The following is a 14,430-nucleotide window of genomic DNA, read 5'->3' as shown; positions in this document are numbered from 1 at the left end:
TCGAACAAGGCTGGAAGCGATGGCGCGATTTGTTGCTGCGATACGCGGCCGGCAGAACGAAAAAGCCATGCCGAATAGCCGTTGGCATGACGCGATGACGAGCGCCATCCGCTTCGATTCGCGAACAAATATAAATGATTTGGCGAAAACCGCCGGAAACTGGGATCCGGAATTTCTGGTCGGGGCGACAGGATTCGAACCTGCGACCCCCAGACCCCCAGTCTGATGCGCTACCAGGCTGCGCTACGCCCCGACCTAGGCGGCGCGCTTTACGCAGGTCGCTTGCCACATGCAAGCCGCATATCGCCCATGCGGTTGCATCAACCCCCTTCGCGTCGTAGATAATCAGTATTAAAAGGAAACTGATTATGACCGTCAGTCCGCGCCGCTATGGCGTTGCCACGCCCGACCAGATCGCCGGAATGGGCGGCCGGGAGGTGCTGGAAGCCATGATCGCGGGCCGCTTGCCCGCCGCGCCGATCGCCCGCTTGATGGGGTTTGAACTGGTGGAAGTGGGGGACGGCGTCGCCCTTTTCCAAGGCGAACCCAATGCCGACCTGCTCAATCCGCTCGGCACGGTGCACGGTGGCTGGGCGTTGACGCTGATCGACAGCGCGGGCGGATGCGCCGCCCACAGCACGCTCGCCCCCGGTTTTGGTTATACGACGATCGAAACCAAGGCGAACTTCGCCCGGCCCATCGCCTCCGATAGCGGTCTGATTCGCGCCGAAGGGCGCGTCGTTACGGCCGGACGCCGAATCATCGCCACGGAAATTCGAATGACCGATACGCGCGGTCGCATCGTGGCGCACGGCACGTCGACACTGATGGTATTCGCCCCCGAAACATAAGCCGGCCAAGTGCAGAAACATCTCGTAGCGCGGCCCCCGTTGCACGCCCGGCCCTTCCCGTGATAGTCGCGCCCCTTTCCTTCGGGCCTTATTCCTTTGGCCGCAGCTTCCAGGAAGCCAAACCCAGATGTTCGTGACACCCGCATATGCCCAGGCCGCCGGCACCGCCACTTCTGGCGGCAGCGCCGTCATGCTGATCGGCCAGTTCGTCCTGCTGGGCGCAATCTTCTACTTTCTGATCATTCGCCCGCAGCAGAAAAAGCTGAAGGAGCACCGCGCCAAGATCGATGCGGTCAAGAAGGGCGATACCGTCGTCACCGGCGGCGGCGTGATCGGCAAGGTCGCCAAGGTCGACGAACATGAAGTCGAAGTGGAAATCGCGCCTTCGATCAAGATCAAGGTCGTCAAGGCAACCCTGACTGACGTCCAGCCGCTCGGCGGCGTCAAGCCCGCGAACGACTGAGCCGAATATGCTCGATTTCCCGCGCTGGAAAGTCTGGTCGATCATCGTCACGGTGGTCGTCGGCATGTTGCTGGCGATCCCCAGCCTGATCCCTGAAGCCACTTCGGCGCGGCTCGGCATAACCGGGCTTCCCCGGATCAATCTCGGCCTCGATCTGGCCGGCGGCAGCCACATCCTGCTTGAAGCCGACACCACCGACGTCGCCAAGCAGCGGCTGGCGTTGATGGAAGAAAATGTCCGCACCGAAATGCGGCGTGGCGATCCCAGGATCGAGATCGGGGATATTTCCACCGCGGGCGGCAGCCTGTCTTTCTTCGTTCGCGATACGACAAAGCTCGATACCGCGGTCGAACGTATCCGCACGCTGACCCAGCCCGCCGGCATGACCGGCCAGCGCGACTGGAACGTGCAGGTGGTCGATTCGAGCCGCGTCGTGCTCACCCCCACCGAATCAGGCCTGAAAAGCGCCGTTGATTCGGCGATGGAGGTCGCAACGGAAGTCGTGCGCCGTCGCATCGACGAAATGGGCACGCGCGAACCGACGATCATTCGTCAGGGCGCCGATCGCATCGTCGTCCAGGTGCCGGGCCTGCAGGATCCCGAAGCGCTGAAATCACTGCTCGGCAAGACCGCCAAGCTCGAATTCAAGCTGGTCGACCAGACTGTAACGGCGGCTGATCTCGCCGCTGGCCGGGCGCCGGCCGGCAGCCAGATCCTGCCGTACCCCGATAGCCCCAGCGGCGTTCCCGCAATCGCGGTCTATCGCCGTCTCATGGTCAGCGGTGACGAACTGACCGACGCCAGCCAGTCGTTCGACCAGCAGGGCCGGCCCGTCACCAGCATTCGGTTCAACGCATCCGGCGGCAAGAAATTCGCCCGCGTGACGACTGAGAACGTCAACAAGCCGTTCGCCATGATCCTGGATGGCAAGGTGCTGAGCGCGCCCAATATCAACGAGCCGATTCTGGGCGGCCAGGCGCAGATTTCCGGTAATTTCACGGTTCAGACGGCCAACGAACTCGCCATCTCGCTGAAGTCCGGCAAGCTGCCGGTCGCACTGAAGGTGGTTGAAGAACGCACCGTCGGCCCTGATCTCGGCGCCGATTCGATCCGCTCCGGCACCCTCGCGGCGATCATCGCGACGGTCGCGGTGATCGTGTTCATGCTCGTCACTTATGGCCGCTTCGGCTTCTACGCCAACATCGCCCTGGTGATGAACATCCTCATCATCCTTGGCGTGATGGCGCTGATGGGGGCCACGCTTACCCTGCCCGGCATCGCCGGCTTCGTGCTGACGATCGGTGCGGCGGTCGACGCCAACGTGCTGATCAATGAACGCATCCGCGAAGAACAAAGGCGCGGCCGCGGCGTCATCCAGTCGGTCGAGATGGGCTATAAGGAAGCCAGCCGCGCGATTTTCGACGCCAACGTCACCAATGGCATCGCTGCCGTGATCATGTTCTCGCTGGGCACTGGCCCGGTGAAGGGCTTCGCCGTGGTGCTGCTGATCGGCATCGTCACGTCGGTGTTCACCGCCGTCACCGTCACCCGCCTGATGGTTTCGCGTTACTTGCGTAGCGCGCGCCCGCAGACGATCACGATTTAACGGGGACCGCACATATGCGTTTGCTCAAGCTTGTTCCCGACAACACCAATATCGGGTTCGTGAAGGCCCGCTGGATCGCGTTTTCGCTGACGATCCTGCTGACGATCGCGTCGATCGCGCTGATCGCCACGCGCGGCCTCAATCTGGGTGTCGATTTCGTTGGCGGCCTGATGGTGGAAACCGAATTTCAGCAGCCCGTTTCGCTGGACAAGTTGCGCGGCGAGGTAAACCGCCTTGGCGTGGGCGAAGCCTCGCTCCAGCAATTCGGCGCCTCCAACGTCGTTTCCATCCGCCTGCCACTGCCTTCGGAAACCGACGAAGGGGCGACCAACGCCGTCGTCAAGAAAGTGCAAACGGCCCTGTCCGCCGAATATCCCGGCGTCCAGTTCCGCCGTACCGACACGGTTTCAGGCAAGGTTTCCGGCGAATTGATCAAGACCGGCGTGATTGCCGTCGTCTTGTCGATCATCGGCATCGCGCTGTTTTCGTGGTTCCGCTTCGAATGGCAGTTCGGCATGTCGACGGCCGTCGCGATCATTCACGACGTCATCATGACACTCGGTTTCTTCGCGCTCACCCAGATCGAATTTGATCTCAGCATCGTCGCGGCCGTCCTCACGATCGTCGGCTATTCGATTAACGACAAGATCGTCATCGACGACCGCATTCGTGAAAATCTGCGCAAATACCGCCAGATGGACATGCGCGCGCTGGTCGACCTGTCGGTCAACGAAACGCTGCCGCGCACAGTGATGACGTCGTTGACGTTGCTGCTCGCACTCGGCGCATTGCTGCTCTTCGGCGGCGATGTAATCCGCGGTTTCACCGCCGCGATGATGCTCGGCATCCTCATCGGCACCTATTCGTCGATCTATGTGTCGTCATCGTTGCTGATCTCGCTTGGTGTCACCGCGCAGAGCTTTGCGCCCAAGGCCGCCGACAGCAATGCCGAACGCGTCACCAAGCGCGACAATGAGGGTGCGGTCCCCTGACCCTGAACATGAATCGCGAGGACGCCCCGGAAGGCCCGATCATCAAGGGCTTTCGCGAACGGGGTTTCCTTGTCGCGGATCGCTACGTTCCCGGCGGGCTGAAACTGACGCCGGATGACGCCCGCGACTGGGCTGCGACGGACGTAACCGAATTGGCCGTGGCCGATGTCGCCGATCTGTTGGCGATGGAACCGCCGCCTGAATTCATCCTGCTTGGCACCGGCAATATGATGGCCCGCCCGCCCGTCGCATTCGTCCGGGCGATCGAGGCACGCGGCGTTGGGCTGGAAGTAATGGACAGCCGCGCGGCGGCCCGCGCATGGAGCGTTCTGCGCCACGAAGGCCGGTGGATTGCCGCTGCACTGCTGCCGTTATGATCGAAAGACGATGCCCGCCGCCTTCCCGCTTGGCGGGCCGGCTGGGCTGCGTTAAGACCCCCACTTATGCATAAGCTTGCCCGTCCGATCGCCATCGCGCTCGCCGCCGCCCTGATCGCCCCCCTCGCCGGTTGCGCGACATCGGGCAAGAAGGCCGACACCAAATATGTCGCACGCGATGTGGATACGCTCTACAACGCGGCCAAGGAACGGCTGGACAAGGGCCAGTACAAGATTGCCGCGGCGCTCTTCGATGAAGTCGAACGCCAGCACCCATATTCCACCTGGGCGCGCCGTGCCCAGTTGATGAGCGCATTCAGCTATTATCTCGCCCGGCAGTATCCTGAATCGATCCAGTCGGCGCAGCGTTTCCTGTCGATCCACCCCGGCAACAAGGACGCGCCCTACGCGCTCTATCTGATCGGCGTGGATTATTACGAGCAGATTCAAGACGTCACGCGCGATCAGAAGATCACGCAGCAGGCCCTCGATTCGCTCGACGAAGTGGTGCGCCGCTATCCGGGCACGCCTTATGCCGCCGACGCGCGGCTCAAAATCGATCTCGTTCGCGATCACCTTGGCGGCAAGGAAATGGAAATCGGTCGTTTCTACCAGCGCCGCCGCGACTGGCTGGCCGCCACGATCCGCTTCCGCAAGGTCGTCGACGAATATCAGACGACGACACATGCTCCCGAAGCCCTGATGCGGCTTACCGAATCCTATCTCGCACTCGGCGTCCCCGAAGAAGCCAGGAAAGCGGCGGCCGTGCTCGGTGCCAATTATCCCGGCTCCAAATGGTATGAACGCGCTTATGCCCTCGTGCAGAAGCACCCGGCCTGATCCTTTCCTCGCCGCGATTCGCGACAAGGGAACAAAAAGGGGTCGAGCGGCGCGTGCGATCTGCTAGATAGTGCCTGATGCTGACCGCGCTCTCCATCCGGGATATCGTGCTGATCGAAGCGCTCGACCTTGATTTCAGGTCGGGCCTCGGTGCGTTGACCGGGGAAACCGGGGCGGGAAAATCGATCCTGCTCGATGCGCTGGGGCTGGCGCTCGGCATGCGCGCGGATAGCGGCCTCGTCCGCAACGGCGCTGCACAGGCAGTTGTCACCGCCAGCTTTGATTTGCCGAACGATCATGCCACGGCCGAACTTCTCCATGAAAACGGGCTAAGCGCCGAACAGGGCGAACCACTTGTCATCCGCCGCATCATCAAGGCCGATGGCGGCAGTCGCGCGACGGTGAATGATCAGGCCGCATCGGCGTCGTTCCTCAAGGAACTCGCCCCCCATCTCGTCGAAATTCACGGGCAGCACGATGATCGCGGCCTGCTCAATCCCCGTGGCCACCGCGCATTGCTGGATGTTTTCGGCCGAATCGACACCGCCGCCGCTACCGCCGCGCACCGCGAATGGCGCAGCGCCGAAGATCGGCTGGCCGGCGCCATCGCCGAGCTGGAAACCGCCGCACGCGATCGCGAATGGCTGGAACATGCCGTCGCCGAACTGACTGCACTGGGCGCCGAAGCCGGTGAGGAAGCAACCCTCGCCGCCGCGCGCGCCGACATGCAGAAAGGCGCGCGGCTGGCCGAGGATCTTTCGGCCGTATCCGCCCATCTCGATGGATCGGACGGCGGCGCCGCGCAATTGCGGCAGGCCGCACGCCGGCTCGACCGGATCGCCGCCGAACATCCCTTGCTGGCCGATGCGCTCGCTGCTCTCGATCGCGCCGTCATCGAAGCCAGCGAGGCCGAAGACAAACTCGCCGCCGCCCATGACGCGCTCTCCTTCGATCCGGTACGGCTGGACGATGCCGAAACCCGGCTGTTCGAACTGCGCGCCATGGCCCGCAAGCATCGCGTTGAACCTGACGCCCTTGCCGATCTCGCCTTGGAACTCACCGAGCGCCTCGGGCGGATCGAATCCGGCGGCCAGGGGATTGCCCGGCTGGAAGCAGAAGTGACGGCCACGCGCGCCGCTTATGATGCCGCCACCGCCGAACTCACTGTCGCACGCACCGCCGCGGCGATGCGGCTGGACGCCGCGGTTGCCAGCGAACTGGCCCCACTCAAACTGGACGCCGCACGCTTCCGCACGACGGTCGCCCCGCTTGCCGAAGCCCAATGGGGGCCAGCCGGCCGGGATCGGGTGGAGTTTGAAATTTCCACCAATCCGGGCGCACCCTTCGCGCCGCTCATCAAGATCGCCAGCGGTGGCGAACTGAGCCGCTTCATCCTTGCGCTCAAGGTGGCGCTGGCAGAAGAAGGCGGCGCCTGCACGATGATCTTCGACGAAATCGATCGCGGTGTCGGTGGTGCCGTTGCCAGCGCCATAGGCGAACGGCTGGCCCGCCTGTCAGCGCGCGCACAGCTCCTTGTCGTCACCCACAGCCCGCAAGTCGCCGCGCGGGCAGACGCGCATTGGCTGATCGCCAAAAGCCATGACGGCATCGTCACCCGCACCGGCGTCACCGTGCTCGACGCCGACGAACGCCGCGAAGAAATTGCCCGTATGCTGAGCGGCGCGGCCGTCACCGACGAAGCACGGGCGCAAGCTGCGCGCTTGCTGGAAGCGGCCTGAGACGCACACCTTGCCGGCGCCCAATTCCCCGCTTCCTCGCGCCATGCTACACTCACGCCATGGAAATCACGCTGGATCGCCCGCCGGAGGGTGCCGCCGCCGACTGGACGATTGATCAGAACTGGGATCGCTTCACCGCGCAGGAACATGCGGTGTGGGACACGCTGTTCGAGCGTCAGGCAAAATTGTTGCCGGGCCGGGCTTCGCGCGCATGGCTGCGGGGATTGGATGTGCTTCGCCTGTCGCGCCCGGGCATTCCCGATTTTCGGGAATTGTCCGACCGGCTGATGGCAGCGACCGGCTGGCAGGTTGTCGCGGTGCCGGGGCTGGTGCCCGATGCGGTGTTCTTCGACCATCTGGCCAATCGCCGCTTCGTCGCCGGCAATTTCATCCGCCGGGCCGATCAACTCGATTATCTGCAGGAACCCGACGTCTTTCACGACGTGTTCGGCCATGTGCCGATGCTCGCCGATCCGGTGTTCGCCGATTATATGCAGGCGTACGGCCAGGGCGGGTTGCGCTCGCTGGATTTTGGCGCGCTGCACAAGCTGGCGCGGTTATACTGGTACACGGTGGAATTCGGGCTGGTACGCGAGGATGGCGATCTGCGCATCTACGGATCGGGAATCGTGTCCAGCCACGGCGAAAGCCTGTTTGCGCTGGATGATCCCAGCCCCAACCGCATCGGTTTCGATCTCAGACGCGTGATGCGCACGCGCTACCGGATCGACGATTATCAACAGAGCTATTTCGTCATCCCGAGCTTCGAGGAACTGCTCCACCGCACGCTCGAAACGGACTTCGCCCCGCTCTACGCGGAACTGGAGGGGCTGGACGATCTCGACCCTGAAACCGTGCTGGCGGATGACAGGGTGATCACCCGCGGCACGCAGGCCTATGCGCTGGCAAAACGCCGGATCTAGCCCAGCGTTTCAGCCATTTCCGCCAGTTCGAGCCAGCGCATTTCCGCTTCATCCTTGCGCGCGCGGGCGTCGTCGATCGCCTTGGTCAAGGCCGCGAACCGCGCCGGATTCTTCACATAGAGATCGGGATTGGCGAGTTCCGCCTCATCACGGGCGATCGTCGCTTCGATCTTCTCGATTTCCTTCGGCAGCAGATCGAAATCGCGCTGATCCTTGTAGCTGAGCTTGGTGCGCACCTTTTCGCGCGCCGGCTCGACGGGCTTGGCGGCCGCCTTCTTCGCATCCGCCTTGGGCGCGCGCTGGCGTTCCCAATCCTCATATCCGCCAGCCACGATATCGACCCTGCCTGAACCATCGAGGCCGAGCGTCACGGTCACGGTGCGATCAAGAAAATCGCGATCATGGCTAACGATCAGGACGGTGCCGTCATAGTCGGCGATTACCTCCTGCAGCAGATCGAGCGTTTCAAGGTCGAGATCGTTGGTCGGCTCGTCAAGCACCAGCAGGTTTGATCGCCGCGCAAATTCGCGGGCAAGCAGCAGACGCGACCGTTCGCCACCAGAAAGCGTGCCGACCCGCGCATCAACCAGCGACGGATCGAACAGAAACTCCTTCAGATAGCCGTGAATGTGCTTTTTTTCCTCAAGCACCGTCACCCAGTCACCGCCGTCTGCCAGCACGTCGCGCACGCGTTTGTCGGGGGCCATCAGGCTGCGCTGCTGGTCGATGATCACGCCATCCAGCGTCTTGGCGAGTTTCACCCGGCCACTGTCGGGCGCGATTTCACCGGTCAGCAGCTTGAGCAGGGTCGTCTTGCCCGCACCATTGGCACCGACCACGCCGATGCGGTCGCGCCGCGTGATACGGAACGTGAAATCGTCGATCACCACCCGTTCGCCAAAGCGTTTGGTGACATGTTCGGCGTCGATCACCGTCTTGGTTTTCACATCGTCGGTCGCGATGCTGAGGTTGGCAGCACCCTGCGGCCCCATCATCGCGGCGCGCTGGGCCCGCATTTCCTTCAGTTGCGCCAGCCGCCCCTGATTGCGCCGCCGGCGGCCCGTCACGCCGCGCTGGAGCCAATGCTCCTCGATCTTCAGCCGCGCGTCCAGCCGCTGGGCGTTGCGTGCCTCATCCTCGTAAACCTTCTCGGTCCACGCCTCGAACCCGCCAAAGCCGATCTCGGCCCGGCGGATCGCGCCGCGATCGAGCCACAAGGTCTGCTTGGTCAGCCGGGTCAGGAAGGTACGATCGTGGCTGATCGCGACAAACGCGCCGTTGAAGCGGCCGAGCCATTGTTCCAGCCAGTCGATCGCGGCGATATCGAGGTGGTTGGTTGGCTCGTCGAGCAGCAGCACGTCCGGCTCCTGCGCGAGCGCACGGGCAATAGCGGCGCGGCGGCGTTCACCACCCGATGCCGTACTGGCGTCGCGCGACAGATCGATGCCGATCTGGTCGGCGATCGATTCCACCACATGCTCGGCCGCCGCATTGCCGTTCAAAGCATAGTCGCGCAGCGTGGCATAGCCCGCCATCGACGGTTCCTGTTCCAGCAGGATCACCTTGGTGCCGGGCACCACCGTACGCCTGCCCTCATCCGCGTCGATGATGCCACCGAGCAGCTTCAGCAGCGTCGTCTTGCCGGCGCCATTGCGGCCGATCAGCGCAAGCCGGTCACGCGGCTGGATATAGATGTCGAGCTGGCGGAACAGCCAGCCGGATCCCTGGACAAGGCCGAGATTTTCATAAGCGAGGACGGGTGCGGACATGGCCTGCGACATAGGGAGGATGTGCTACCGGGTAAACCTCCCCGTCAGGCAAGCGCACGTTCCAGCGCCTTGCGCCATCCGGCGAGCAAAGCCGCGCGGTTTTCCTGATCGCCCGCCGGCTCGAACCGATCGGCTCTGCGGGTGAGTGCGGCAACACCCACTGGCCCGTCCCACAGCCCCACACCCATCCCTGCCAGAAAAGCAGCCCCCAGCGCGGTCGTTTCCAGATTCGCTGGTCGCTCGACCGGGATTTCGAGGATATCGGCCAGAAACTGGCACAACCAGTCATTGGCGGACATACCGCCATCCACCCTCAGCGCGCTGGGCTGGGCTGCACCATCCTCCATCATCGCGGTGACAAGATCGGCTGTCTGGTAGCCGATCGATTCCAGTGCCGCGCGCGCCACATGGGCCGCCGAACTGTTCAGGGTCAGCCCACATATCAATCCGCGCGCATGGGCATCCCAATGCGGCGCACCAAGGCCCACAAACGCCGGCACCATGTACACACCGCCATTATCCGCCACCCGCGTGGCCAGATCATCGGTCTGCGAAGCATGGGTGATCAGGCCGAGGCCGTCGCGCAGCCATTTGATCGCGGCGCCGGCCACGAAGATCGATCCTTCGACCGCATAGGCCACCTTGCCCTCCAGCCGATACGCGGTGGTGGTGAGCAGCCGCTTGTCCGATGCCACCGCCTGTTCGCCGGTATTGAGCAGCATGAAACAGCCCGTGCCATAGGTCGCCTTGGCCATTCCCGCCCCGAAACAGGCCTGCCCGACAAGCGCGGCCTGCTGATCCCCCGCAATCCCCGCAATGGGGATCGCCGCGCCGAACAGATCGGGATCGCACAGCCCGAACAGCCCGCTGCTATCGCGCACCTCGGGCAGCAGCGATGTCGGGATGCCGAAGAGATCGAGCAATTCTTCGCACCATATTTGCCGATGGATATCGAACAGCATCGTCCGGCTGGCATTGGTCGCGTCCGTCGCGTGGACCCGCCCGCCGGTCATCCGCCACAGAAGGAAGCTGTCGATCGTCCCGAACGCCAGCTCGCCGCGTTCCGCCCGCGCCCGCGCGCCCGGCACATGATCGAGCAGCCAGCCCAATTTGGTCGCGGAAAAATACGGGTCGATCAGCAATCCCGTCCTCGCCCGCACCAGCGCCTCATGTCCCGCAGCCTTCAGCGCCGCGCAATGGTCCGCCGTCCGCCGGTCCTGCCATACGATCGCCTTGTGAAGCGGCGTGCCTGTCGCGCGGTCCCACAGCACAGTCGTTTCGCGCTGGTTGGTGATGCCGATCGCCGCGATATCGGAAGCATTCAGCGCGGCCTTGGCAATCGCTTCGCGCGCGGTCGCCAGCGTATCGCGCCAGATATCCTCCGCGTCATGCTCCACCCAGCCATCCTGCGGATAATGCTGCGCGAACTCCGCCTGCGCCGTCGCCAGCACCCGCGCCTGGGCATCGAAGATGATGCTGCGCGTCGACGTTGTTCCCTGATCAATGGCCAGGATGTTGTGCGGTTCAGGCATGGGCAATCTCTCGGGCAAGGCGCGCAGTCAGCCGTTGGGCGGTGTCGGGGGGCACATGAAGGCCAAGCTTGGATCGCCGCCACAGGATATCTTCCGCCGTGCGGGCAAATTCCTCAGCCACCAGATACGCGACTTCGCGTTCGGACAATCCTCCACCAACATCTTCGCCCAGATCGGCAAGCGACCCGGCATCCCCGATGATGCGCGCGACCCGCGTGCCATAGGCCCGCGCCATCCGCTCGGCCGTCATCTCCGGCAGGAACGGCCAGCGCCGGCGAACCGACGCCAGGAACGCCGCAAAGTCTGCGCCCGGTATATCGCCCCCCGGCAACGGCTCCTGATCGGTCCAGGCACCACGCTTCATCGTCACGAACGGGGCCAGCTTCTCGAGCGCATGTTCGGCCAGCTTGCGATAGGTGGTCAGCTTGCCGCCAAAGATCGACAATAGTTGCGGCGCATCCTCGTTGGTCCCCAGCTTCATCACATAATCGCGGGTGACGGCGGACGCGCTGTCCGATCCGTCATCATAAAGCGACCGCACCCCCCAATAACGCCACACCACGTCGGCCGGTCTGATCGCCTTTGCGAACCAGCGGTTCACGCTGTCGCACAGATAAGCCACCTCCTCATCAGTGATCGGCGCCAGCGCCGCATCACCATCCACAGCGACATCGGTGGTGCCAACCAGGGTAAAGTCGCGCTCGTACGGAATCGCAAAGACGATCCGTCCATCGGGATTTTGAAGGATGAAGGCGTGCTCGCCCGCAAACATCCGCGGCACGATGATATGGCTGCCTTTCACCAGACGGGGCGGTCGCTCGGTATACGCACCTTCGATGGCGTTCAGCATCTTCCCAACCCACGGCCCGGCGGCATTGACGATATGCCGCGCCCGGACGGTACTGGCGCCCCCCGTCACGCGATCCTCCAGCGTCGCGGTCCACGCATCGCCGTCGCGTCGCCCAGCCGTCAGGCGGGTTCGCGTGCGAATGTCCGTGCCGCGCGCGGCTGCATCCATGGCGTTCAGTATGACGAGGCGCGCGTCGTCGACACGGCAGTCCGAATAGGTAAAGCCCTTGATCACATCAGGTTGCAGCCCGGCACCGCGCGCCGTTCCCGCCAGCCGCACGCCAGCCGATCCGGGCAATGTCTCGCGCCCGCCCAGATGATCGTAGAGAAACAGCCCCAGCCGCACCATCCACGCCGGTCGCCCGCCTTTGCGGAACGGCAGCACAAATTCCAGCGGGTGGATGATGTGTGGCGCGATCGCCAGCAACCGCTCGCGCTCGATCAGCGATTCGCGCACCAGCCGGAATTCATAATATTCCAGATACCGTAGCCCGCCGTGGATCAGCTTGGTGCTGGCGGACGATGTGTGGCTGGCCAAATCGTCCTGTTCGACCAGCAGCACCTTCAGCCCGCGCCCCGCTGCATCACGCGCGATGCCGACGCCGTTGATCCCGCCGCCGATGATCAGCAGGTCGAACGGCCTTGCCCCCCTGCCCGCATCAATGTCCATGGACGTTCGCCACCAGCCCCTCCTCGGCCCGTTCGCTGGGGCCGATCATGGTCTGGCTGGCGCTCCCCGCCAATAGGCAGATCAACATCTTGGCGGGGGGCGCCTGCGCAAATCCCCCGCGCCGTTTGATTATGCGCGTTCCTTGGTGGCGGAAAAGCGCAGCGCAGGATGGCGCTGCTGCACATAATTCAGTTCCCACTGATCCTTGGCCATGAACACCGGCTGGCCGTCACGGTCGCTCGCCATGGCGTTGCGGTGGGTGCCGGCGAACTCCTTGATCTCCGCTTCGGTATCCGCTGCGATCCAGCGCGCGGTATCCCAGGGCGAATTATCCAGCTTGGCGTCGACCTTATATTCATGTTCCAGCCGCGAAATCAGCACTTCCAGCTGAAGCTGGCCGACCACGCCGACAATCATCTGCGATCCGATCTGGGGGTGAAACACCTGGATCACGCCTTCTTCGGACAGATCATCGAGCGCCTTGCGCAACTGCTTGGTCTTGGTCGGATCGCCCAGCGCGACGCGGCGCAGGATTTCCGGCGCGAAGTTGGGCAGGCCGGTAAAATTCGCCGCACCGGCAATCTCGGTCAGCGTATCGCCGACGCGCAAGGTGCCATGATTGGGGATACCGATGATGTCGCCCGGCCAGGCTTCGTCCGCGACCTCGCGATTCTGCGCGAAGAACAGGATCGGGCTATGCACCGCAATCGCCTTGCCTGTGCCCGATTGGTTGAGCTTCATGCCCCGGCGAAAGCGCCCCGAACATAGCCGCATGAACGCAACGCGGTCGCGATGCTGCGGGTTCATGTTCGCCTGCACCTTGAAGATAAATCCTGCCACGGCGGGATCATCCGGGTTTACCGGTTCGGGTGCTGCCGGCTGCGGCCGCGGGCTGGGCGCCAGATCACGCAGCGCCGCGATCAGTTCGGGCACGCCAAAATCGCGCAGCGCCGAACCAAAATAAACCGGCGTCAGATCGCCATGGCGATACCCGCCAAGATCGAACGGGGCGTACCCCGCCTGCGCCAGTTCCGCTTCCTCGCGCAGCGTCGCCAGGCCGTCGGCCGACAGCAATTCGTCGAGCTTGGGATCGTCCAGTCCGGTGACGACGACAGACCCGCCGTCGGCCGGCAGCAGCCGGTTATTCACCAGGTCGTACAACCCTTCGAACATTCCACCCATGCCGATCGGCCAGATCATCGGGCACACATCGAGCGCCAGCTGATCGGCGATTTCATCAAGCAAGGCGAAAGCGTCGCGGCCCTCGCGATCGACTTTGTTGACAAAGGTGATGATCGGCACCGAACGCAGCCGGCAGACCTCGAACAGCTTGCGCGTCTGCGCTTCGATGCCGCGCGCCGCATCGATCACCATCACCGCGCTGTCGACAGCCGTCAGCGTGCGATAGGTATCTTCGGAAAAATCCTCGTGCCCCGGTGTATCGAGCAAATTGAAGGTCAGACCTTCAAATTCGAAGGTCATCACCGAACTGGTGACGGAAATGCCACGCTGCTGTTCGATTTTCATCCAGTCCGATCGCGCGCGCCGCGTCGCCCCGCGGGCTTTGACCTCACCGGCAAGATGGATCGCACCGCCCGCGATCAGCAGCTTTTCCGTCAGCGTCGTCTTACCCGCGTCAGGGTGCGAAATAATCGCGAAGGTGCGCCGGTCGGGCCGTCCGGTGGGTCGATCGTTCATAATTTGGGAAGCCTGGAGGTTCGTCAATCGCGGCCCGTTAGCAGGCTGCGCGCCGTAAGGCGAATCTCGGTCGGGAATGTGGGGCGCGGCCGGCCACACCGGACGAACCGTAAACAAAAGA

At 63.6% G+C, this 14,430-nt stretch carries 12 protein-coding genes and 1 tRNA gene; 8 read left to right on the top strand and 5 right to left on the bottom strand.

Going from position 1 to position 14,430, the window contains the following annotated elements; translation table 11 throughout:
• Window positions 1-176 precede the first annotated feature (176 nt).
• Window positions 177-253, bottom strand: a tRNA-Pro gene (locus KC8_RS17585).
• 115 nt (window positions 254-368) lie between these two features.
• Here KC8_RS17585 and KC8_RS17580 point away from each other — a divergent pair.
• From KC8_RS17580 to phhA, 8 genes are all read left to right on the top strand, one after another.
• The gene (locus KC8_RS17580; RefSeq protein WP_010126632.1) at window positions 369-851 is read left to right on the top strand and encodes a PaaI family thioesterase; all 483 of its coding nucleotides are present in this window, start codon (window positions 369-371) and stop codon (window positions 849-851) included.
• A gap of 127 nt (window positions 852-978) precedes the next feature.
• Window positions 979-1,314: a preprotein translocase subunit YajC gene (gene yajC / locus KC8_RS17575; protein ID WP_010126631.1), complete on the top strand. Its 336-nt coding sequence runs from the start codon at window positions 979-981 to the stop codon at window positions 1,312-1,314.
• 7 nt (window positions 1,315-1,321) lie between these two features.
• A complete protein-coding gene (secD, locus tag KC8_RS17570; protein ID WP_010126630.1) occupies window positions 1,322-2,920 on the top strand; it encodes a protein translocase subunit SecD in 1,599 nt (532 codons plus the stop codon).
• Window positions 2,921-2,934: 14 nt separating this feature from the next.
• The gene (gene secF / locus KC8_RS17565) at window positions 2,935-3,912 is read left to right on the top strand and encodes a protein translocase subunit SecF (protein ID WP_010126629.1); all 978 of its coding nucleotides are present in this window, start codon (window positions 2,935-2,937) and stop codon (window positions 3,910-3,912) included.
• Window positions 3,913-3,920: 8 nt separating this feature from the next.
• Window positions 3,921-4,289, top strand: a complete 369-nt coding sequence (locus tag KC8_RS17560) for an MTH938/NDUFAF3 family protein (RefSeq protein ID WP_010126628.1) — start codon at window positions 3,921-3,923, stop codon at window positions 4,287-4,289.
• Between the two features lie 66 nt (window positions 4,290-4,355).
• Window positions 4,356-5,129 (top strand): outer membrane protein assembly factor BamD, encoded by a 774-nt coding sequence (locus KC8_RS17555; RefSeq protein ID WP_010126627.1) that lies wholly within the window; start codon window positions 4,356-4,358, stop codon window positions 5,127-5,129.
• A gap of 77 nt (window positions 5,130-5,206) precedes the next feature.
• Window positions 5,207-6,868 (top strand): DNA repair protein RecN, encoded by a 1,662-nt coding sequence (recN, locus tag KC8_RS17550; protein WP_010126626.1) that lies wholly within the window; start codon window positions 5,207-5,209, stop codon window positions 6,866-6,868.
• A 59-nt stretch (window positions 6,869-6,927) separates the two neighbouring features.
• On the top strand, window positions 6,928-7,791 hold the full coding sequence (gene phhA / locus KC8_RS17545; protein ID WP_010126625.1) for a phenylalanine 4-monooxygenase: 864 nt from the start codon (window positions 6,928-6,930) through the stop codon (window positions 7,789-7,791).
• Here phhA and KC8_RS17540 read toward each other — a convergent pair.
• From KC8_RS17540 to KC8_RS17525, 4 genes are all read right to left on the bottom strand, one after another.
• A complete protein-coding gene (locus KC8_RS17540) occupies window positions 7,788-9,560 on the bottom strand; it encodes an ABC-F family ATP-binding cassette domain-containing protein (protein ID WP_010126624.1) in 1,773 nt (590 codons plus the stop codon). The genes phhA and KC8_RS17540 overlap by 4 nt on opposite strands.
• A 44-nt stretch (window positions 9,561-9,604) precedes the next feature.
• Entirely contained in the window at window positions 9,605-11,092 is a 1,488-nt protein-coding gene (glpK, locus tag KC8_RS17535; protein ID WP_010126623.1) for a glycerol kinase GlpK, read from the bottom strand.
• Window positions 11,085-12,611, bottom strand: coding sequence for a glycerol-3-phosphate dehydrogenase (glpD, locus tag KC8_RS17530; RefSeq protein WP_086495623.1), 1,527 nt, complete (start codon window positions 12,609-12,611; stop codon window positions 11,085-11,087). Before glpD ends, glpK begins: the two co-directional genes overlap by 8 nt.
• A 129-nt stretch (window positions 12,612-12,740) precedes the next feature.
• Complete coding sequence (locus KC8_RS17525; RefSeq protein ID WP_010125968.1) at window positions 12,741-14,309, bottom strand: peptide chain release factor 3; 1,569 nt, start codon at window positions 14,307-14,309, stop codon at window positions 12,741-12,743.
• Window positions 14,310-14,430 lie beyond the last annotated feature (121 nt).

Origin of the sequence: Sphingomonas sp. KC8, from assembly GCF_002151445.1 — a bacterium.
Classification (GTDB): domain Bacteria; phylum Pseudomonadota; class Alphaproteobacteria; order Sphingomonadales; family Sphingomonadaceae; genus Sphingomonas_E.
Note: the sequence above shows the minus strand (reverse complement) of the source record. Positions and strands in the feature narration are given on the sequence as shown.

What these genes read in the sequence shown, in the direction of transcription:
- KC8_RS17540 (WP_010126624.1), bottom strand. Translation starts at nt 9,560, where the DNA reads ATGTCCGCACCCGTCCTCGCTTATGAAAATCTCGGCCTTGTCCAGGGA.
- KC8_RS17525 (WP_010125968.1), bottom strand. Translation starts at nt 14,309, where the DNA reads ATGAACGATCGACCCACCGGACGGCCCGACCGGCGCACCTTCGCGATT.
- KC8_RS17560 (WP_010126628.1), top strand. Translation starts at nt 3,921, where the DNA reads ATGAATCGCGAGGACGCCCCGGAAGGCCCGATCATCAAGGGCTTTCGC.
- KC8_RS17555 (WP_010126627.1), top strand. Translation starts at nt 4,356, where the DNA reads ATGCATAAGCTTGCCCGTCCGATCGCCATCGCGCTCGCCGCCGCCCTG.
- KC8_RS17580 (WP_010126632.1), top strand. Translation starts at nt 369, where the DNA reads ATGACCGTCAGTCCGCGCCGCTATGGCGTTGCCACGCCCGACCAGATC.
- secF (WP_010126629.1), top strand. Translation starts at nt 2,935, where the DNA reads ATGCGTTTGCTCAAGCTTGTTCCCGACAACACCAATATCGGGTTCGTG.
- glpK (WP_010126623.1), bottom strand. Translation starts at nt 11,092, where the DNA reads ATGCCTGAACCGCACAACATCCTGGCCATTGATCAGGGAACAACGTCG.
- glpD (WP_086495623.1), bottom strand. Translation starts at nt 12,611, where the DNA reads ATGGACATTGATGCGGGCAGGGGGGCAAGGCCGTTCGACCTGCTGATC.
- recN (WP_010126626.1), top strand. Translation starts at nt 5,207, where the DNA reads ATGCTGACCGCGCTCTCCATCCGGGATATCGTGCTGATCGAAGCGCTC.
- yajC (WP_010126631.1), top strand. Translation starts at nt 979, where the DNA reads ATGTTCGTGACACCCGCATATGCCCAGGCCGCCGGCACCGCCACTTCT.
- phhA (WP_010126625.1), top strand. Translation starts at nt 6,928, where the DNA reads ATGGAAATCACGCTGGATCGCCCGCCGGAGGGTGCCGCCGCCGACTGG.
- secD (WP_010126630.1), top strand. Translation starts at nt 1,322, where the DNA reads ATGCTCGATTTCCCGCGCTGGAAAGTCTGGTCGATCATCGTCACGGTG.